16 protein-coding genes are annotated in these 19,947 nt (G+C 51.8%); 2 read left to right on the forward strand and 14 right to left on the reverse strand.

Annotation, left to right across the window (positions count from 1 at the left end; all coding sequences use genetic code 11):
- Positions 1-63 precede the first annotated feature (63 nt).
- The 4 genes from FEE96_RS06095 to FEE96_RS06110 form a co-directional block, all read right to left on the reverse strand.
- A complete protein-coding gene (locus FEE96_RS06095; RefSeq protein WP_138162114.1) occupies positions 64-1,377 on the reverse strand; it encodes a TRAP transporter large permease in 1,314 nt (437 codons plus the stop codon).
- Complete coding sequence (locus tag FEE96_RS06100) at positions 1,374-2,087, reverse strand: TRAP transporter small permease (protein WP_138162115.1); 714 nt, start codon at positions 2,085-2,087, stop codon at positions 1,374-1,376. The genes FEE96_RS06095 and FEE96_RS06100 overlap by 4 nt, the downstream gene beginning before the upstream one ends.
- A gap of 71 nt (positions 2,088-2,158) precedes the next feature.
- Complete coding sequence (locus tag FEE96_RS06105) at positions 2,159-3,133, reverse strand: TRAP transporter substrate-binding protein (protein WP_425467300.1); 975 nt, start codon at positions 3,131-3,133, stop codon at positions 2,159-2,161.
- A 47-nt stretch (positions 3,134-3,180) separates the two neighbouring features.
- The gene (locus FEE96_RS06110; protein ID WP_138162116.1) at positions 3,181-4,422 is read right to left on the reverse strand and encodes an NAD(P)/FAD-dependent oxidoreductase; all 1,242 of its coding nucleotides are present in this window, start codon (positions 4,420-4,422) and stop codon (positions 3,181-3,183) included.
- A gap of 149 nt (positions 4,423-4,571) precedes the next feature.
- Between FEE96_RS06110 and FEE96_RS06115 the strand changes: the two genes are divergently transcribed.
- Both FEE96_RS06115 and FEE96_RS06120 read left to right on the forward strand, forming a co-directional pair.
- A complete protein-coding gene (locus FEE96_RS06115; RefSeq protein ID WP_138162117.1) occupies positions 4,572-5,474 on the forward strand; it encodes a LysR family transcriptional regulator in 903 nt (300 codons plus the stop codon).
- Between the two features lie 1,338 nt (positions 5,475-6,812).
- Positions 6,813-9,041, forward strand: coding sequence for a hybrid sensor histidine kinase/response regulator (locus FEE96_RS06120; protein WP_246079310.1), 2,229 nt, complete (start codon positions 6,813-6,815; stop codon positions 9,039-9,041).
- 859 nt (positions 9,042-9,900) lie between these two features.
- Here the strand turns inward: FEE96_RS06120 and FEE96_RS06125 are convergent.
- The 10 genes from FEE96_RS06125 to FEE96_RS06180 form a co-directional block, all read right to left on the reverse strand.
- Entirely contained in the window at positions 9,901-11,193 is a 1,293-nt protein-coding gene (locus tag FEE96_RS06125) for a hypothetical protein (protein ID WP_138162119.1), read from the reverse strand.
- A gap of 1,880 nt (positions 11,194-13,073) precedes the next feature.
- Positions 13,074-14,894 (reverse strand): caspase family protein, encoded by a 1,821-nt coding sequence (locus tag FEE96_RS06135; protein WP_138162121.1) that lies wholly within the window; start codon positions 14,892-14,894, stop codon positions 13,074-13,076.
- A 221-nt stretch (positions 14,895-15,115) separates the two neighbouring features.
- Positions 15,116-15,610, reverse strand: coding sequence for a hypothetical protein (locus tag FEE96_RS06140; protein WP_138162122.1), 495 nt, complete (start codon positions 15,608-15,610; stop codon positions 15,116-15,118).
- A complete protein-coding gene (locus tag FEE96_RS23765; RefSeq protein WP_246079312.1) occupies positions 15,607-17,298 on the reverse strand; it encodes a phage head spike fiber domain-containing protein in 1,692 nt (563 codons plus the stop codon). Before FEE96_RS23765 ends, FEE96_RS06140 begins: the two co-directional genes overlap by 4 nt.
- Positions 17,298-17,555 carry a spike base protein, RCAP_Rcc01079 family gene (locus tag FEE96_RS06155; RefSeq protein WP_138162125.1) on the reverse strand — a complete coding sequence of 86 codons (258 nt, stop codon included), beginning with the start codon at positions 17,553-17,555 and terminating at the stop codon, positions 17,298-17,300. Before FEE96_RS06155 ends, FEE96_RS23765 begins: the two co-directional genes overlap by 1 nt.
- A 63-nt stretch (positions 17,556-17,618) precedes the next feature.
- Positions 17,619-17,867, reverse strand: coding sequence for an Rz1-like lysis system protein LysC (lysC, locus tag FEE96_RS06160; protein ID WP_138162126.1), 249 nt, complete (start codon positions 17,865-17,867; stop codon positions 17,619-17,621).
- On the reverse strand, positions 17,815-18,123 hold the full coding sequence (locus FEE96_RS06165; RefSeq protein WP_138162127.1) for a hypothetical protein: 309 nt from the start codon (positions 18,121-18,123) through the stop codon (positions 17,815-17,817). The genes lysC and FEE96_RS06165 overlap by 53 nt, the downstream gene beginning before the upstream one ends.
- Positions 18,123-18,869 carry a lysozyme gene (locus tag FEE96_RS06170; protein WP_138162128.1) on the reverse strand — a complete coding sequence of 249 codons (747 nt, stop codon included), beginning with the start codon at positions 18,867-18,869 and terminating at the stop codon, positions 18,123-18,125. Before FEE96_RS06170 ends, FEE96_RS06165 begins: the two co-directional genes overlap by 1 nt.
- A 67-nt stretch (positions 18,870-18,936) precedes the next feature.
- Entirely contained in the window at positions 18,937-19,155 is a 219-nt protein-coding gene (locus tag FEE96_RS06175; protein ID WP_167740202.1) for a phage holin family protein, read from the reverse strand.
- Positions 19,152-19,661 carry a hypothetical protein gene (locus tag FEE96_RS06180; RefSeq protein WP_138162130.1) on the reverse strand — a complete coding sequence of 170 codons (510 nt, stop codon included), beginning with the start codon at positions 19,659-19,661 and terminating at the stop codon, positions 19,152-19,154. Before FEE96_RS06180 ends, FEE96_RS06175 begins: the two co-directional genes overlap by 4 nt.
- Between the last annotated feature and the right edge of the window lie 286 nt (positions 19,662-19,947).

A 19,947-nucleotide genomic window follows, 5' to 3' on the forward strand; every position in this document is an offset into this window, starting at 1 on the left:
CCCAATAAAAAAAACCGCCCCAGCCAATGGCCGGGGCGGTTTTTTTGTTTTCGGTTTTCTGACTTAGCTTCCAGGCCGCGAGCGGATGTTTTCTGGTAACCACGTGGCCAGTTCAGGCCAGACCACCAAAATCACAACCATCAGCAACATCAGGCCAACCATCGGGATGGCGGTTTTTGAGATGTAGGAGATTTCGTGCTTGGTCATGCCTTGCAGCACAAACAGGTTGAAACCAATCGGTGGCGTCACCTGCGCCATCTCAACGACCACAACAATGAAGATACCAAACCAGATCGGGTCAATTCCAGCCTGACGGATCATCGGCTCGATGATCGCCATCGTCAGCACAACCGAGGAAATCCCATCCAGGAACATACCAAGGAAGACATAGAATATGGTTAGCGCAACGATGAGCGCCAATGGTGACAGGTTCAGAGTATCAATCCAGTCAGCTAGCGCGCGCGGCAGGCCAGTGAAGCCCATCGACAGTGACAGGAAAAAGGCCCCCATCAGGATCAATGAGATCATCGCCGACGTTCGTGTAGCCCCCATGAGGGACTCGGTAAACGTACTCCAGCTGAGCGAGCCCTGCATAAAGGCAAGCGTCAGGGAGCCAAGCACACCAACAGCGGCAGCTTCTGTGGCTGTGGCAAAGCCAAGATACATCGAGCCAATGACAACCGTAACCAGCATCAACACCGGTACAAGGAAACGACTCTCGGCCAGCATGGTCCCAAAACTCATCGGTGGTTCCGGATCTGGACGCGGGCCTTTGGTGAAGAAATGCCAACCCATGATGTAGAGAGTGAACAGGCTTGCCAGCACCAGTCCTGGAAGGATCCCGGCCATGAACAGTTTGGTGATCGATTCATTGATCGTAACGCCATAGACGATCAAGGTCAGGGATGGCGGGATCATCAGGCCCAATGTGGCTGCGCCAGCCAAAGTACCAATGATCATGTGCTCGGGGTAGCCGCGTTTGCGCAGCTCCGGGATCGACATTTTGCCAACCGTAGTCAGAGTGGCCGCAGATGATCCAGAAACAGCAGCAAAGATCGTGCAGCCGGCAATATTGGTATGGAGCAACCCACCTGGCAGCCAGCGCATCCAGGGCGCCAATCCGCGGAACATATCTTGTGATAATCGGGTTCGATATAATATCTCACCCATCCAGATAAACAGCGGCAGAGCGGTCAGAGTCCAGCTCGAGGAGCCGGTCCAGATGGTTGTGATCATCGCATCCCCGGGAGGACGAGAAGTGAACATGACCATACCAACCCAGGCCACGCCCATCAGCGCCAGCCCGATCCAAACTGATCCGCCCAAAAGGGCGAACAGTACGAACAAGAAAATAATGGTAGTGTAGAGCTCGCTCATTCGACTGCCTCCGAAATAATGCTAGTCTGGCGCGTGACCAGAAGCCGGGTCAGATAGTCCCAAATGGCGACAGCCAGCAGGACCGTGCCAATCGACATCGGTAGTTGTGGCAGCCAAACTGGAGTGTAGACCCACTCAGATCCGGTTTCGGCCCAGATCTGCGCCCATTTGCTGGGTGCGTTTGCGAACATGGCAAAAAAGGACAAAAGCCACTCGGGCACAAAGTCCTGCCCTTGCGTGCGATCGTTCAGTAGCTTCGATAACACGTTGGTTTTAATCGCGTAGCGGGCAAAATACGTCGCTGTGATCGCAGCAATCCACATCGCCAATGCATCCAACCAAAAACCCAGAAACCGGTTCATATTCAGGAATATGGACACCCGGATATGGGCCCCACGGGTCAGCGCATGGGCCATCGCCAAGAACGACGTGGCAGCCATCGCATAACCGGCATATTCAGTGGAGCCCGAAAACGTTACACTGCTCCAACGCGAAATCATCTGTGCGATGATTAGCAGGAGGATGGTCACCATAAAGCAGGCCGCCACCACTCCGGCGCCTAGATAAATACGATCAAGCACACGCCAGACGGGCGTCAGCAACCGCTCCGCTGGTTTTCGATAAAGCAGACAAAATGCTGCCAATATGGTTGGAAAAATGAAAAGCCATACCCATAACGGCAGGCCCAGAAAAGGTTGCCAGTCGCGCAATACCCTATCCCCCGGTCAGATGAGACACGGCCCCACGCATAGGTGCGAAGGGCCGTGAAATTTGTGTGGATTTAGTTGGCGTTATAGGCGTCAAGGATCGCTTGACCATCTGCGCCGGTGTCCTTCAGCCAAGTGGCCTGCATGTCAGCACCAATGGCTTCCAGTTCTTTCAGGAAATCAGCACCAGCGTCTTCGACTTTCATGCCGTTTGCTTCAAGCTGCTCAAAATACCAACCTGCAAGCTCCTCTGACTTGGCAGAACATGCAGCACCCGTTTCGTCGGCGGCCTTTTGTACAGCAGCCTGCGTGTCAGCATCCAGGCCTTCCCAAACACCTTTGTTCACCATCACATAGTTTCGTGGCAACCAGGCGTTGACCTTGTAATAGTTGGACAGATGCTCCCAAACCTTGCGGTCGTAACCAGTAGAACCGGACGAGATGAATGCCTCGGCTACACCTGTGGCAAGGGCTTGGCTCAATTCTGCCGCTTCGACCTGAACTGGGACCATGCCGAGTGCCTCAGCAAAGGTAGCAGTTGCAGTGTTGTAAGAACGGAACTTGACGCCCTGGGTGTCAGCAGACGAGTTCACGTCTTTGTTGAAGTAGAACCCCTGCCCCGGCCATGGGCATGTGTACAAAGTGACAAGATTTAGATCTGCCAGCTGCCCGTTGACTGTGTCCTTCGCTGCTTCCCAAAGTTTAGCATTGTCAGCATAGGTTGTGGCAACAAACGGCAGGTTATCCCAACCCAGAAGTGGCACTTCGTTAGCGTGGGCTGCCATGAAACGTTCGCCGATTGGCACCTGTCCAGTTTGAATAGCACGCTTGATTTCGCCGCCTTTGAATAGCGAACCACCGGGGTGCACAGTGATGTCCAGGTCACCGCTTGTGTACTCACGCACTTTGTCTGCAAACACGACTCCCATTTCCGAGTGGAAGTTGGTGGCCGAATAGGCCATTGGCATGTCCCATTTCTCTGCCGAGGCTGCGGTAGCGCCCAGCGCTATCGTCGAAACAGTTAGCGCGGCTTTTACTGAGTATTTCATGATCATTTTGATCTCCCTGTTGATTATTTTATTGTTCTGTTGGCCTTTTAGGCGAACCGTTTTGGCTCGTAAGGCTTCATATCTATATTGTTGCGCTGGCCGCAGATCATATCCGCCACCATGCGTCCGGTTTTAGGTCCGCCCGTCAACCCGATGTGATGGTGACCAAAGGCGGCATAGACACCGGAACTCCCCACTTCGCCGATCAACGGCAGGCTGTCAGACGGGGCTGGCCGAAAGCCCAGCCACTCTTCTTCGCTGCTGGCCGTCATATTAGGAAACACTTCCCGAACCTTCTTGCGCATCAGCTTAAGTGGTGCCTTTGACGGAGTATCCTGTAACCCACCAAATTCAACAACACCTGCGCACCTTAGCCCCTGATCCATTGAAGTCGCAACGAATTTCCCAGACGTTAGCATCAGCGGGTTGTTGGGGGTCTGTGAAGGATCTTTGAACAAGATGTGATACCCTCGTTCAGCTTCGAGTGGAACATTAAGGCCCAGCTTCTGCATCAGAGGTTTTGACCAGACCCCTGTTGCAAGCACCGCTTGATCGCAATCAAACCGCCCCTGCGTGGTTTCAACCGCAGTGATACGCCCGCCACTTAGGTCAAAATCTTTGACCTCGGCCTGAACAAATTGTCCGCCCAACTGCTTCAACAGCTTGACCAAATCCTGGACATAGTGGCCGGGATTATGGATAAACCCATGGTTCTTGTTCACAGCCAGCAGTTTAACGGTCTTCGCCAGAATTGGTTCTTTTTCCTGAACGGCGGCCCCCTCGATCAATTCAGGCACAAACCCTGCTTCGCGCCGCAGCTCCCACGTGTAAGCATCTGCCTCAAAGGCGGCCCGATCTGCATAAGCAATATTGTATTCGCTTTCCTGCACCCATTTGGCCGCCTCAGTGCCCGCAGTGAGCGCTTGGTGCTGTTCCAAGCTATCTCCAACGATATGGGTGAGCCCTTGAGCAATGCGACGGGTGTCACTGTCATTGGCATTTGACAGGTAGCGTATCAGCCAAGGCAGCAGTTTGGGCGTGTAACCCCAGCGTAAAAACAGTGGGAAATTTGGGTCCGCCAGATACTTGGGGCCCTTGGTGATCAGGCCCGGCGCAGTCACTGGCACCATGGAGCATGCAGCCAGGATGCAGCCATTTCCATAAGACGCGCCCATGCCCGGCTCGCCTTTGTCAATGAGCGTCACTTGGTGTCCGGCGCGGGCTAGCCAGATCGCAGTGGCAGCACCGACGATACCTGCTCCAATGATAATTGTATGCGATTGGGTCATTTACAGGCTCCGGCGGGTCTTCCGGTCAGGGGTTTGATTAATCGTGGCACATTGATTTCCATAATTTTTTGCTACCATGCCCGTAGGACTGTATCATTTCAAATATGAATTTCTGGCCATGTCATCATTTTTTATGATATGTATGTGTCATGCATCTTAGATTTCGACAATTACAGGCCTTTCACGCCACCATTGAAACCGGCACCGTTACCGGCGCGGCCTCTATACTTGGAGTATCGCAACCTGCGATTTCCAACTTGCTGCACCAGCTAGAGCGCCAGACCCGTTTCAAACTATTCGAGCGTATCAAAGGCCGGTTGATCGCGACCCCAGAGGCCAATCTTCTTTATCAGGAAATTGACACCGTTGTGCGGGGTTTTGATCATGTAAGTCAGGCGGTTATCGATCTGCAAAACAAACAAGCTGGACAGCTCCAGGTGGCCTCACAACACTCGATGTCATTTGGCTTTATGCCCAAGCTGATCGCTCGGTTTGCTCATGGCCGACCGGATATGACGATTTCTTTTCAGTCGCAATATTCAGCCAAGATCCAAGAGTGGGTAATGTCGGGGCTATTTGAAATCGGCGTCTGCGAAATTCCAGTCCTGCACGACACGCTGGAAGTGCATCCGATCACCGTCGAAACCCTGATCGCGATGCCAGAAGACAGTCCGCTGGCGCAACACCAAGTCTTGACCCCAGAACTACTGGATGGCGTGCCATTTATCGTCATGGGGCCTGATCATATGACCCACCGCCGTACGCGAGAAGCCTTTCACAGTGCAGGCATCCCATTGAAAACCAGGGTCCACTCTCATTTGTTCAAAAACCTGCTGAGTTTTGTCAAAGAAGGTATGGGCGTATCGATCCTGGATCCCTTTGTGTTGGACTTTGATTTTGAGGGCGGCTTTATCACTCGTCCCTTTCGCCCCACTATCATGATGGAAATGGCTGTAATTACCTCCAAAACACGGCCCCTGTCTGCAATTGGACAGGACTTTCTATCTTTGCTTCTCTCTGAATTAGAGACCTATTCGCCATCTGTCCGATAGCCCGCAAGCCCCATAGAACAGCCGGCCAACTAAGTTGCTGCGATGATTAGAGAGCAACCAAATGAACCCGCCTATGATGTGATTGTAGCGTCTCATGTTGTTGACATTTTGCTTATGAAACCGTTCACGAAAGCATTTAGGTCCTGTAACCAAATGGCCTTGTCATAATTGAACTACTGCCGGATGCCTGACAACTAAAGACGTTCGCAGCCGGAAATCGCCGTCCCAATCAGCGATTTGGGCCACACACGTTTTCTCCTGTTACGCCATGAATGTGGTGCAACTAATTTCAGATTTCGATATCGGGCCATCGATACGCTGCCGACTACGTTTTTATTGGACGCAAACCAGCAGAACGGACAATTTGGCCAGGGTTGGCAAGGAAATTGCGGGCCTGGACTTAAGCCATCACAACCAGTGAAAACCCATAGATCCGGCGCGTAAAGAGATTGAGGGGATGAAAGCCCCACAACAAATACCGTGTATCAAGAGCAAGGAAAGTAGTTGGTGCGGTCGAGAGGCACAGTATCATCTTTTAATTTCAAAGTATTAGAATGATCAGTGCGTAACTATTGCGTAACAACGTCCGAAAAGCGCTAGCTACACCATCGAATCAATTCCCTCGATCACACCTCTGACTCGATGACCCGACGGACACATCCTACCTACCCATCTGCTGTGATCGAGTAATGTCGGAACCGAGCCCCATTGTGACTAATGCTGCACTGCGCAGAAATTCGTTAGTATCGGCGGGTTCCAGAACTTCGCTGCGGTTAGTTCCAACGGCAGCAATGCGCAGTTATTGACCTTTCCAAAGTCGGCTCTCGGGACACGTCGACTTGTAACGAACGGCCTTGAGCTGCCGTTTGTGCAAATGATGACCAATGACCGTTTCCAGCCCAAGGGCGCCAAGCAACATAGACCAAGAAGAAAGGAATTGGGTACTTACTTTGAGCACTCCAGCTAGGAAATGAACTGAAACTGGCCCTAAATAGCCAAATCGAAAATGATTTGACCTGATTGCAGCTTCGAGGGAGGCAGCTCACACGCCTCTCGGCTCTGGTGAATTTCATCTGATCGAGTGTGAGTGGTACACCTACAGTAGCTGCTGTTCACATAATGGAGACTTGGCCTCTAGAACCAATACCGCCATGCGAAAATGATAATCTGGAATTTTGAATAATGGCTTGGATTGCCCTTCAGCAAAGACTATCATCAAATGTACATTTGATGAACTAAGAACCGAACATCATTTAGATTGGAGCGATCATCCAGCTTTCAAGTCATGATGACCTTAGTCAATTCGCGCAACTGGCTACACCGCTATGGGTGTTTGATGTGGACAGGCACAAAATTTGGTGGGCAAACCCAGCAGGTATTGACTTTTGGGAAGCGCATAACCTTCTAGACTTGCTGGATCGAGACTTTTCCACTGACAGCGATACAGTACGAACTCGGTTGCAGCAAATCGTGAACAGTTCCAGTGGATCGGAACGGATACAGGACACTTGGACGTTGTACCCAAACGGCGATCCGAAAACCGTCAGTTTGTCTTTTCTACCGATTCACATTGAGGGCAACGTGAACGCTGTATTAATTGAAGTTAAGCAGTATTTCGACAACAACACTGACCAAGAATCTCTTCGCATTCTCGAAGCGGCACGCGCCTCTGCTCTGATGGTCAGCACGTTTTCCGCGGACGGACGTTTACTGGCTCAAAATCCGGCAGCTTTGAATTGCTATGGCACAGCTACATCCGGGTTGCTTGGAAATGACATGGTTGGGCGCCTAAAAGATCCCGATGTTGCCAACCAACTCTTGTCGACTGCAACTGGGGGGAAAAGCTTCGATACGGAACAGGAGATGCGCACGCAAAATGGCTTTAGGGTTCACAGAATTCTTGCACGCCGTGGACGTGACCCGGTCACTGGTGCCTTTGTTGCAGTCTTAAGTGAGGAGGACATTACGAAGCAGGCGATTATTCAACGTCAGATGCAAGAACTGAACGAAATGCTTGAAGCTGAAGTTATCGAGCGAACAAGAAAGTTGGCAGAGAGCGAAGAACGATATGCTTTAGCGACCCAAAACGCGGCAATTTGGGACTGGGACATTGAGCAAGACCATCTCTTCGTTTCACCAAGCTTCATTGAGGCCTTGAAGTATGATCCAAGTGATTTCCGTGCAGCTCTTGCGTCTTCTGGGATAGCCGAACTTGTTCACCCCGACGATGTTGGTTCCTATCGGGCGGAACTGGATAGGCATTTAAATGAGCCAGATGTTCCGTTTCAACATGAGCATAGATTCCTAATGGGAACTGGTGAGTTCCGCTGGTTTCACGCCCTGGGTAAATGTGTAGTTGACCATGCTGGTGTCCCAAAGAGATCTGTTGGGCTTCTAACAGATATATCCGACCGAAAGCGGCTTGAGGCATCATTGTTTTCTGCTCAGCGGCTAGAAGCAATAGGGCAGCTTACAGGAGGCATCGCACACGACTTCAATAATCTTCTGACAGTCGTGCAGGGCAACGCAGAATTGCTAGAGATTGTTGACGATCCGGATCATGAATTGGCCGGTCAAATCATAAAAGCGGCCCAAAGAGGTGCAGAACTTACTCGACATTTACTTGCTTTTTCTAGAAAGCAGACATTGCTTCCTAGGTCAGTAGATCTATCCGATTTGGTCTCTACGATCAGTAAAACCTTGCTTCGTGTACTTGGCGAGGAAGTTTCTGTGACAGCTCAATTGGAAGACGATTTGTGGGCCATTCATGCTGACCCCACCCAAGTTGAAAGTGCCATTTTGAACGTGGCACTTAATGCGCGGGATGCAATGCCACAAGGCGGAAAGCTGGTCATCGAATGCAAGAACAGAGAAATTCCGGGTGGAGTTGGACGTTCGAACATCGAGTTTTCCCTTCAACCAGGGCAATACGTGGAAATAACTATTCGCGACACTGGCCTAGGAATGTCTGAAAATACCTTAGCGAGAGCGTTTGAGCCATTCTTCACAACTAAAGAAGTTGGCCAAGGAAGTGGCCTTGGATTGTCAATGGTATTCGGATTTTCGCGGCAGTCTGGCGGTGACGCTACGATTCAAACAACCCCCGGCAAAGGCACAACAATTTCCATCACCCTTCCACGTTCTGATAGAGCACTAGAGACAAAAGCAGTTACCCGACCGAGTGATGTCATTCAAGGTAACGGTGAACACATACATGTTCTGGAAGATAATCCCGATGTGCAAAAAGTGATTTTTGAAACGTTGGAAACTATGGACTATCGCGTTTCACTATCAAGCAATGCAGAAGCCGCAATGCAGGCAGTAACCCAAAAGCCCCATCCTGACCTTATTCTGGCAGACGTGATCTTGCCTGGGGGGCAAAGTGGATTGGATTTTGCGAGGCAGATAAGTATCTTACACCCAGGAATCAAGATTGTTCTTATGTCTGGGTATCCTGAAGGCCCGTTGACTGAAATTGCATTGGTGAAAGAAGGCTACGCATTCCTCCAAAAACCGATGGAACGAGTATTGTTGTCACAGACTATTCATTCAGTCCTAAATGGCTAAGAGCACTCGCATTTGAGAACAGTTTTCAAGATAGCATAGATTTGAGAAACCAATCCATCGTATCGACGCCTTTTCTCCTTCGTGGTTCAAGAATTCTGCAGTGGTATGCTTTTAGCTGTGATGTCCAGAGGCCAATAACAGAGCCCCTCACACCCGTTCGGGGATACCTAGTTAGTCAACCTTTTTGATTTTCCGGGGGTTGTGGACGGACAAAATCAGACTTTGAAACCAATCGTTTTTCAGGTTGCAAAAACTCATCGATTTGACCTCGGAAAGGTTTTTTCTGCGATGCAGAACCAAGTCAATCTTGGTGCAACAGCTGACATTTGTCAGGTGCGTGGGCCGTGCATAGCCGACATTCTTGTCAAGCGCAGCTAATGTCAACTATGCGCCCTTTGAGCTCGATCTACCGCGTCATGCTGCACCCAACACGGATGTCGTAGAAGGGCTGGAACCGGCCATTGGACGCGATCACCACCAACGGCGGCTATGCGCAGGAAGCGAACTTTGCAAAGTCCAGAACATGAGACGGCGATCTGAAGAACCAACAGCCCTTCGGGGACATTGGCACCAGGTTCCGTTGCGACCTGGTTGCAAGCGTAGACACTCTGTCACTAGGCTCTCGAATGCGGTCATTTTTAAGTAGTGTGCTGCTTCGAACTCGTCGCTCGATTTTGAACAGAGGCGGTTCGGAGTCTGCTTGTACCTTAATAAGGCCTGCCCCTAATGCTGGGACATCAACCGGATCGAAGAGCTGATGCCCTAACATTAATCAAGCAAAACTGTGGAACCACCGCTGTACTGGGTTATGCGAAAGGGCCGCTTAACACAGTCGGTGCACAAGACGTCGTTACTAATGTCACACGCTAACAGAGATATCTTGCCAATATTGGGTGAAAACTCCCACTTTTACCGAATTTGTTTCACTATCAAAATAGAGCCGAATACCTCTGATAGGGCTAATGGGGTCACCCTGCACCTTACCGGTCGCGATTTGATGTGCCGTGATGAATGGCCTCTTGCTCACATTTGTGCCGTTGGAGCTGGAATGGTCACTCGTTTCATCGAGCTCCTCAATTCCGTCTACTGGTCGCGTAAATATTTTTAGCTCCAGGTATTTTCCGGTTGAAGTTGGGTGAAATGTTACGCCACTTAATACCCGATTTTCGGGAGCCATAAATTCCTGGAACTTGACACCTTTGTTCACGTAAATAGAATTTTCGCTGTTTTTGTACGCGCTGGGATTATGGCTTCTATAGGTGTTCATATTGTTGACATCTACTGTTCCATTTTGAACATCCTCCCATTTGGCAACATAATTTTGCAAATAGATCCCCTGCCTCTTTTTTTCGACTCCAACTCCAACAAGAACCCAGCCCTTTTGTGCCTGCTGTTTTGCATTGATGAATTCTACAGACTTAGAAAACAGTCCGTTCGATATTGGTAGCGTATCGCTGCTAGCGGTCGAAGATTTCAACTCCCCTTTCTCAGATGAAATGAGGTCTTTGACGTAGGCTTGCATTTCTGTGATTTCTAGTTCCCGAGCTGATTGCCAAGCTTCCATGGCGGAAACGTCAGCACTTTCCGTTTTTTTCAAACAGGCCCACACGGCAATGCCACGCAAATACCACGCCAAAATATGGTACCAATATATCGTGGAATAGTATCTAACGCTTTGAGGCAATCCTGATTTAGCGCGTAAAACATCCATGCGCGCGCCCATTAAACTGGGGGTATCCAAAATTCCTTGCCCCATTATGCTCTTGTTGATTTCGAATAAGGCAAACTCAATGCCGCATTGAGAGTCTGACGCACGCTCCATCCAAGTATCTATATCCAGATCTGGACTTACCATTTTTTCGTATAAGTATTGTAGATTGCTAAACGACTTTGATAGATCTGTAATCACCCCCTGCCAGGCAATATCTGCTTTGATTTCTTGTAGATCCTCCAAAATCTCGTTGAGCATTTCCAGTTCTTGCTCTGTCAAATCAATGAGCGTATCGAGCTTGGAGTTAATCTCCTCAAGCTCTGCTCTCATCTTATTTCCTTCTGTGTCAAGTGGGTTTTCTAGTCCCATTATGCTTGCAGCCAGAGATCCCGCCTCGATCACAAGCATCACATTACCAAGAGCATCAAGTTTTTTACCCATTTGTTTTCTCTTCAAATTTGTTAGATTTAATTTATATACCGCACGAGCAACGTTAAGAAATTTGGATAACATAGCAAGGTTATTTTCAAGCATGTTACGAGGGGGGCGGCCAAACTGATCTTTGGCCTTGTTGTGCCTCCTCACGTTCTCGGAGCCGTATTCCAATTTGACTTTCTCGCGCCACCCGAAGTCGGCGGAAAATCAACAGTTTCGCAAACCAGCGTTTTTCAACACTATGGGCTGGAACCGGCCATTACACGGATTTGGCACGGATGGCAGGTCAGGGCAGAACTGGTCGTTTGTCATTCTTCCCGTCGCCCGCTTATGAAGCCATTTAAGTACCATTCCCCAAACAAAGTACGGCCGGGCGGTCTCCCGTCCGGCCTTCCCCTGAAGGACTTCGTTATATTGGGCTCGACGCAAAGGGAGGAGGAATTGCGCGAAATCCGCTTTTTGGACAAAACGCAGTGGGAGGAGGTTACTACGTTCGATCTGTTCGTACTCTAACAATGCTGCACTGCAGCGGCTGCGCAATGGGGAAACACTGGGAAGTACAGGGCAGGCCGAAAATTGCTGTCTTTATAGTATAATATTTGTGCGATGATGAATGTTTGGGCAGAGTTGAAAAACTCCCCGGTCGGAAAAACGCTGCAACTAATTAGAACAAGTGTTTTGTGAGCGCGCCTGTGGCAAACAACATTCTCAGAATGGCGCGCCAGCGGGATAGTTTTCCGATGAAATGCACCCAATTGGCCAAACACCGAGTTTTCAACAGAGTACGCCCTTTGTGTTCCAAATGCCGCTTCATGCTGCACAGCGCACCAAGGTCTTATAAGGGGCTGGAACCGGCCATTAGACTGGTTTGGCACCAAGGTCAGCTATCAGCAGGGTCGGCATCTGCGAATGACTACTGATCCAACAAAACCTCCTTTTCTGGACGTATCAAATTTGCCGCCTACCCTACTTAGTATCCGCTTTAGGCAGCGGGCCCGCGGCCTGCTTTGGTCGAGCCCCCTCCAAGGTGGGCCGCGCTCTTACTCTGGACACACATCTCGGTTGCTTGTATGAAATGTACATCTACTCTAGCGGGTGTAAAATGCGGCCTGCGCGCTTTGCCCCATCAAGTATTAGCAGGCCGCTCCTTTGTTGGACTATGTGTTGTCAATTTGTTTCTTCGCGTCCGGCCAGCCCTGCAGCCAAGCGTTTCTGCGTGGCAGATCTGAATAGGGATACTGGCCCTCTGATTTATTCATCACTAGCGCCTGCCAACCTTCTTCATAAGCAGTCATTCTATGACCCCACTATTGGAATTTACCATAACGTTATGCACAGCGCCTTTTTCGGGGCTGTACAATAGCGCAAAATTGTTGGTCGCCTAATAAAGTAGCCGCTTTTTCGCTACACTTCTGGGGAAATAGTATCGGGAAACAGAACTTTCTAGGGATGCCTAATTATTAGGTGGATCATTATAAAGCAAGAGAAAGGCATAGAAAATCTAAATATCTGGCACATTACTCACAGCTTTATGCACATTTTTAGTGGATACATTCAGTGTTGATTTTCCACGACGTCCAGTGGGTGTAGACGAAATTTGATTCGATCCAAGCGATAATGGCTTTTTGTTACCCGCGTACAAGTGGTACGGCCTGATCAAAACAGCAAGATCAAACGTTGAAGCTACCTTTCTGGACTTAGGTCCCGTCGGCACTACGGTTTCATCAGTCTGCCTATCCCCCAAGTGGATTGAGCAGCCCGTATTGCTATCACAATCGATGACTTTGCCCTGCGGGTTGCCCGCCCATAAGTTGGATTTTTGGGGCTAGCTTCGCCTTCTACCTAGCTTGCCAGCAAAAACCTACTTGGTGTATCCGTCACCCAACTTATTCAATTTCAATCACAATGGACCGTTGCGCATTTTCCATATCGTGCCATGTCGGCGCCGTTTGCACAGGCCCTGGCACTTTTTGCGGCCATCTATCCCAAATGAATGCTGCGTATTTGGCTTGATTGTTGTGGTTGATGGGCGAACCAGGTAGCCAGTTTGAAAAGGTATTAGGTTCCCCCGTCACCCAAACCCAGCCTCCATCCGGCTCCCGTGCGCCGTCAAGCTGATATAACCCAAATGTGGGACCAAACGCGGTTGCCCGACCATCCGAATGTCTTTTCCAGAACCGCCTGTCCTGCCGTACCAGTTCATAAACAAAGTTGTTCTCTGCCCTCGAGGTCATAGTTGCCAAATACCCCCCCGCAGATTGAGCAAGGCGTTTTGCTTCCTCGTATCTGCCCAACCTCCAAGTCAGCACACCGAGATAAAGATGCCCTTCGAAGTACCCATAAACTATCTCTTGATTGTGCAATGCTTCGACTGCACGCAACAGGCGGGGATCGTCCTCAAAGAGAGCAAGCGTTAGAGGGTCGTACTTCTTGGCATTGGTCGAGGCGATGAACGTCTCACTGTCGGGTTCAGCGAGACGCACCTCGATCCCAAGCTTTGCCGCAGTTCCGGCAGTCAATGCACCGGTTGAGGGCAACCCTGCGGCCAACTGGAAATCTGCCAGAGCACTCCGGGTACCGCCACCAATAACCCCGTCGCTAGGCCCAGCCGGATAACCTCTTGCCTTTAGTGCACTCTGGATCTCGCGGACATCACTCCTGTCTAGGCCTTCTCCCGCTTCCACTAGGCGTAGCGCTTCTGCCGAAACTTGGATCCGCCGTGAGGTTCCAGTTGCATTATCAACATCATGAGTTGGGGTCATGGAACCAGAAATTGTCGCCAGCTCCACTGCGGTGGATCTGTCCCTGGCCGCAAGGGCGGCCTCGTAGAACGGCCCATCGGGAAAGCGCCCCAGCATGATGTCCCAAGTCCGGGGCGTGTTGATTGCCATGGCCGCCTCGAACAGGCGCTCCTCTTCACGATAGGCAATTGCAGCCGCTTGCCCATCTTCCCCCTTCTTGAGGTAAATTTCCTGCGCTAGATCGTTGGTGACAATGGGGGTCTGTCTGTTGTGTGTGGCTGCTTTGACGTCTCGAATGATGCGTTTGATGGTCGACAGGATCTCGGTATTCTCAGCAGGTAAATGTCTCGCAACCGCCTTTGCAAAGGGGGAATGCTCGCCCAGCCCATCATAGGCCACCTGTCCAGGCGAGGCTGAGAAAGTCAGCATTGTCCCCTGGAACGCAACGTTAATTGCTGCTAACCCCTGATTCATCCTCCCGACATTTTCTGAGAAATTGCGCCTGTAAAATGCATTGGCAATAGGATTGTCTCGGCAGGCATCAATGAAAAGCAGCGCGGCCCGGGAATTCAATTCAAGCAGATCCGTGACCTGCTGCAAGTTCATAGCTTCTGCCTCGATATCGAACTCGCTTTGCAACTGTGCATCGGTTCCTAGGATATAGTTCTGGCCTTTGAATTGCATGCCGTGCCCAGCAAAGTAGAACAGCGTGACGTCTGCGTCCTTTGTGTCGCGCAAGAACGTCGCAAGCTCCGAGCTGATCTCGGAACGAGTAAGATCATAGTGAAGCGCGACGTCGAAATCGAGGCTCAGGAGCGTGGCGTTTACTAACTCCACGTCATTGCGCGGATTATCCAGCTTCTCTGCATGTTCGTATTCAGAATTGCCCACCAAGAATGCAACCCGAGTTTCGGCGACTGCCGGGAAGGTGAAAAAAACAAGAGGAACGAATAGCAGAAATCGCATTACTTACCCTTTATTTCAAAATACTATAATCCATTTATCAGCAGCATATCCAATGGTGCCTTCGAGTTAAGTCAGATTAGTTTCAAATCAAAAACTGCGGCTATCAAGGCGTTCCATCTCTCGTTATGGCCAATAAACTATTGCACTGCGGATGAATGTCGAACCAAATGGCGATTTGTGCTCCTCTTCACGTCTGAGCTCCCCCCCGTAAGGAGGCGAATTTAGGCCACAGCTCCCTGCGGCGTTGCTACCTTCGACATGTCAATCAATGACACGTCCGACATTGCCAAGCCGGGCACCTTGTCGTTGACCGTGGTTTCGGCACCCAATCCCGTCCACTCAAGCAACAGCAATTCCCAGAGGAACCACCCGTGTTCATCCACCTTGCGGATCAGATCACCAGCCAAGACAAGATTGACGCTGTAACTCGTATCCATGACAGGCTCAGTGATCGCCTCGCCTTGGGCATTTCGTACCGGTGGCACCAGTTCAACAGCCACCGGAAAGAAGTTTGCATGGGGCACTTCTTCGACCCATTCCCGCAACAAACCGCCTTGCGTTTCCTGCTTGGCCACCATCAGGTTTTTAACCAGTGCAGCCGCCTCAACATGGGCGGGGCTGGGGGCATTCAGTGCAAAGCTAACCTGCGTAACCGTGCCGTTTTCATCCTCAACAACATCGGCAAAGACCTCAGTTCCTCGAATGGTATAGGTCATGCCACCAACTCCCGCACCAGATCAATTCCAGACGCCCCCAGGCGCAGTTCTAGCTTTGACAGGACAACAGGGCTTTCAGGTGAAATCTCTAGTGCAGCCCCACCTAGATAGGGGAACCCTGAGACAGCTTTCGATGTAGAAGACCCGCCACTCTCAGCAACCGACATGCCTGTATCTGAGTAGGACGCAGCAATATCAAACGGTACGCCCATGTCGGGCGTCCAGGTTGAGGCGTCACCGCTGTAGGTCAGAACACCGTCAACACCGTGGATCACCACCAAGTCACCAGAGCCGTTGACGCTATCAACCTTCGCCCCTAGCCGGTTCCCGCTGTCTCGATAGATCTCCATGAGTGTCAGCGTCGAGAAGCTGTTAAGTTTTTCATAGGTCATCAAGCCAGCCATATGCACGGTCAGATCTTGGATCACTTCCTGCCCATCCAACCGCGTGGGCATGTTGACCTCTTTGATGCTAACGCGGAATGTTGAGGTTTCCCCGCCAGTGAACTGCCGACCAGAGACATTTGGGGCAACGCCTGTGGCCGTCCAAAGCGTGGCGCGGCCTGTGTCGCCGGGGTTAAGCGTCCCTTGATCGTAAACGGTTTCGCCTACTGACACATAGGTTCCCATTGCAGGCCCTGAGAGGTGATCAAAGACCACTAGATATGCCTTGCCAATCTCAGCGGGGAAATCGCAATTCGCGCGGGCGGTCCCGGTTCCATTGACCACATCCACACCGCCCAGCTCGGCATTATAGGCGATGGAGCCGCCGATGTTTGATCTATCATCCCATCCCGGCAGTCCCGGTTCCGGTGGCACGGTCAATTCAGGCTCTTGGTTGTGGTCCACCAAAAGGCGTGCCAGCGTCACAGCCGAAAGTGTCAGAACGTCCTTGGCGCGGCTGGTTGCAGCCCCATCGGAAAGGATTGGCGAGGTTGGAACGTGGCCTTCCTCAAACTGGAGAAAATACACCGTGATATTCTCACCAGATACGTTGCTGTCCGGTCCAACCCCAACGGACACAACACCGGTAACACTGGCCGTGTAGGTGCAATAGACCAGATGGCCACCAGGCACCGCCAGTTCGCGGATCACAGTGGCGGTGCCTGCATTCTCAGTTGTGGACGCTAGCGCGCCGATAGGTCCTTTGATGTGCGTTTCCGTGCTAGAGAGTTCATGCCGGATCGCAATGCGGCACCGCCCACTTGTTCCCTCCTTGACGAAGACCGTGATGCTAGAAGTTTGGCCAGCAACAACAGCCATTTCAGCCGATGGACGCGCGCGGTGCCACGTCTCACCACCAGACGTGACCACGATACCAGCGAAGCGGCCTAAGAAATTATCGGCTGCTGTGGTGAACGAGGCACCAGAGACCCACCAGTCGGTAATGTTTGCGACTGCCTGCGCAATCTTGTTCGTCCCAGACGGCTCTAGTAGCAAGCCAACAGGCGTCCACATGCCGTTCAACCATTCATGGTGACCGCTGCGCGGCACACCCTGCGCAGCAGTCACCAGATGGCCTAGGGCATTGATATAGGTCCGGTTGCCAGCAGCCTCAAAATCAAACAGATCAAGGATGCCAGGACCAGTGCCGCCGACATAGCTGTCAGCGATGAAATCCGCCATGACTTGGGAGGTGTTGCGCAGGTGGTCCTGTAGCCTGGTGTCCCCCAGCCCCAACCCCAGCATCACGACCACCCATAAACGGTGGCAGTTGTTCCCGTGGCCTCAACCCCAACACCAGAAAACGGCAAGATCTGACCACGAACCACGGTATAGGAGAGAACGTTATCTTTGGCGTCTCGCACCTTCACCACCCCCGACGCTTCTACATAGAGAACGAGCGGCCTTTGTGGCAGGTCCACCCCATCGGCTGGAGCAATGGGAAAATGTTCGGTTGCCGGGCTGGTCAGGCCACGGGCGTGGCTTGCAAATTTGTCATCCATTTTGAGGACTCCTATGTTTGACGTTATGGAGTTGGGGAAACAGGCCAACCCAATGGGACCCGCTCAGCGCGCCCCGGTTGGCTTTAGAATTTCAGCGATGGTTTCTAGGCGATCATTGGCGCAGTGACGCCCGCGCATCTCAGCGCCTGCAGCATCGATCCACTGCCCTTCAGTGCTTGGCCTTGGCCCGGTGTAGCCTGGACAGGGTTGCAGCAGATCGGGCGGCACTGGGGGTGGTGGCGGCTTGATTACAAAGGGATCAGGGCCACAGGCGCTCAGCAGCAGCGCGCAACAAAGGAGATAAAGGCGCATCACGGCCCTCCATGGATTGCAAATCATTGAATAGAACGTCCCACTGGCGGGCCTGATCAGCGGCGCGGGCCAGATACACGCGGTGGACGCGGGCGGATTCAAGCGCCTGCTCTTGGGCGATACGAGCCGTGGTGATCTCGATTTGCGCTGCAGCCAGCTCCCCCTGCAGCTGGGTGCGGTCCTGCACCAGATCGACCAACCACCAGCAAGCAAGCGCTAAGGCCAGATAAGGCAGAAACCGCAGGGCCAGCATCATCAGGTCACACCAACCATGCAAAGGTGGTGTTCCGCCCCCCGGCGGCGCGCGAGGCCACGCACAACGCGCCCCCCAGCCTTGTTCCACCAGGTCAGGGCCTCACAGCCCCCAGTGATATCACCGGCATTCAGGCGGCGTGTGGCAGTGCTGCGCCCTGCCCCGCGAATACCAACATTCCAAGCCAGCGACACATAGGCCGCATCACGCGAGGGTGTCAGCCGCTGCCGTTTGGTTTCAGGCGTAAAATACTTATGCAGGGCGTCACGATAGGTGGTCAGGCCGCGCATCAAATCTGCCCTGCACTGGGCATCACTTCTATAATCGCCCTGCCGCACCCCTCGCGTCTCGCCATAGCAGATTGTCCAAACTGGTGGATTAGCGATCCGATCCAGATAGGCATAGTTTTCCTTGTCTTCCCAGACCATGACATGTGGCACCAGAACCCGTATGGCGGCCTTTTCAGTGGTCTGCGCTGCTACCTGCGAGGCAAGGATCACTGAACCAAGAACAAGAAGCGCAACGACAATGCGCCGCCGGATCGCGCCCTTAGTTGTCTGGAGGACCACCCGGCCAAGGATACCCAAAGCGATGATCCAGATTTGCAGCATCGTCCACATAGCCGGGTTGGTATCCACACCAAACGCCAGATAGATGGCATCCGGTGCAAATGTAACGGCGGCAAGGGCGTAGAAGGCCCAGGCGGTATAGGATCGCAGAGCAATGCCCCGCCAGTTTTTGTTAAACATTTCAAGTCTCCAATTGGAAAGACCCCGCCAAAGGCAGGGTTGGTTCAGTTTCAGTTTTGGGGTTGGGTTAGCTCGGCAATTTGCCTGCTAGTTTCGCCTGCAGCTCACGGCGCTGCAGCCGATAGGTGGCGACTTTGAACCAAAAATTCACACCAAATCCGGCCAGCGCCAGGACAAAGCCACCGATGGCCAGCCATTGGGTCAGAGACAATGCCCCTACCCCGGCAATGGCTGCGCCGCTAATGGTCGTGAAATTGGCCAGCCCCTGTAGCTTGCTATCGATCATGATGCACTCCCTGCAGCTTTGGCCCATGCTGACGTGACCGTGGCCACACTTAGATCAACGGCTGGATCAACAGACTTTGCAAAGCCTTCAAACTCGCCGATCAGAGCCAGCGTGTTGTTCAGATTGAAAGTTTCTTTGTTTCGATACCTCGCAAGCAATCCGCGCATATCTTGGCTAACCTCTTCTGGTCGGCCCGCGAGGCTGGCAATCATTCTATCCCAGACCAGATCCCAGTCTTTGCTGGCTAGGAACCCTTCGAACTCAGATTTTGAGAGATTGGGAAGTTCAGGCTCAAAAGGTAAGGCTGGTAACCCAAGCGTATCAGCAGCCCAAGCCGCGCGGGCGGCGCGTTCCGGCGGCACATCCACAGTGTCAACAATGCTGTGACTGAGGCCATCTGGTACAAATCGCGCCGCCGCCGCCGCTGGGGTCAAACTGCCACCTTCAATCAGGGCAATCACAACAACAGAACCGTCTTCGTCAGCATAGATAATTGATTGCTCCATGGGGCTACCTCATGATTTTTAAGGTGATGTCGTCACGATCAATAGGATTACCGTTGAGCGTGAGAACTTGAAAACTGACTGAGCTAGTGTTCTTAACCACCCCGTAGATATAGCCGCGCTCATCACTCGCCGTGTTGAAGTCAAATGCACCGATTGAAACGCCTGTCCGTCGTCAGAGTTTTTGGAACCAAGAGCGGCGTAAACTAAGTGAGTGTTCGGCTCATCTGGTTGGTTTGATTATGCTGCGCGTTGTCTGTGATGCAAGCGTCGCGCTTCGAAGGTCTTC

Origin of the sequence: Parasedimentitalea maritima, from assembly GCF_005771405.1 — a bacterium.
In the GTDB taxonomy this organism is placed as follows: domain Bacteria; phylum Pseudomonadota; class Alphaproteobacteria; order Rhodobacterales; family Rhodobacteraceae; genus Parasedimentitalea; species Parasedimentitalea maritima.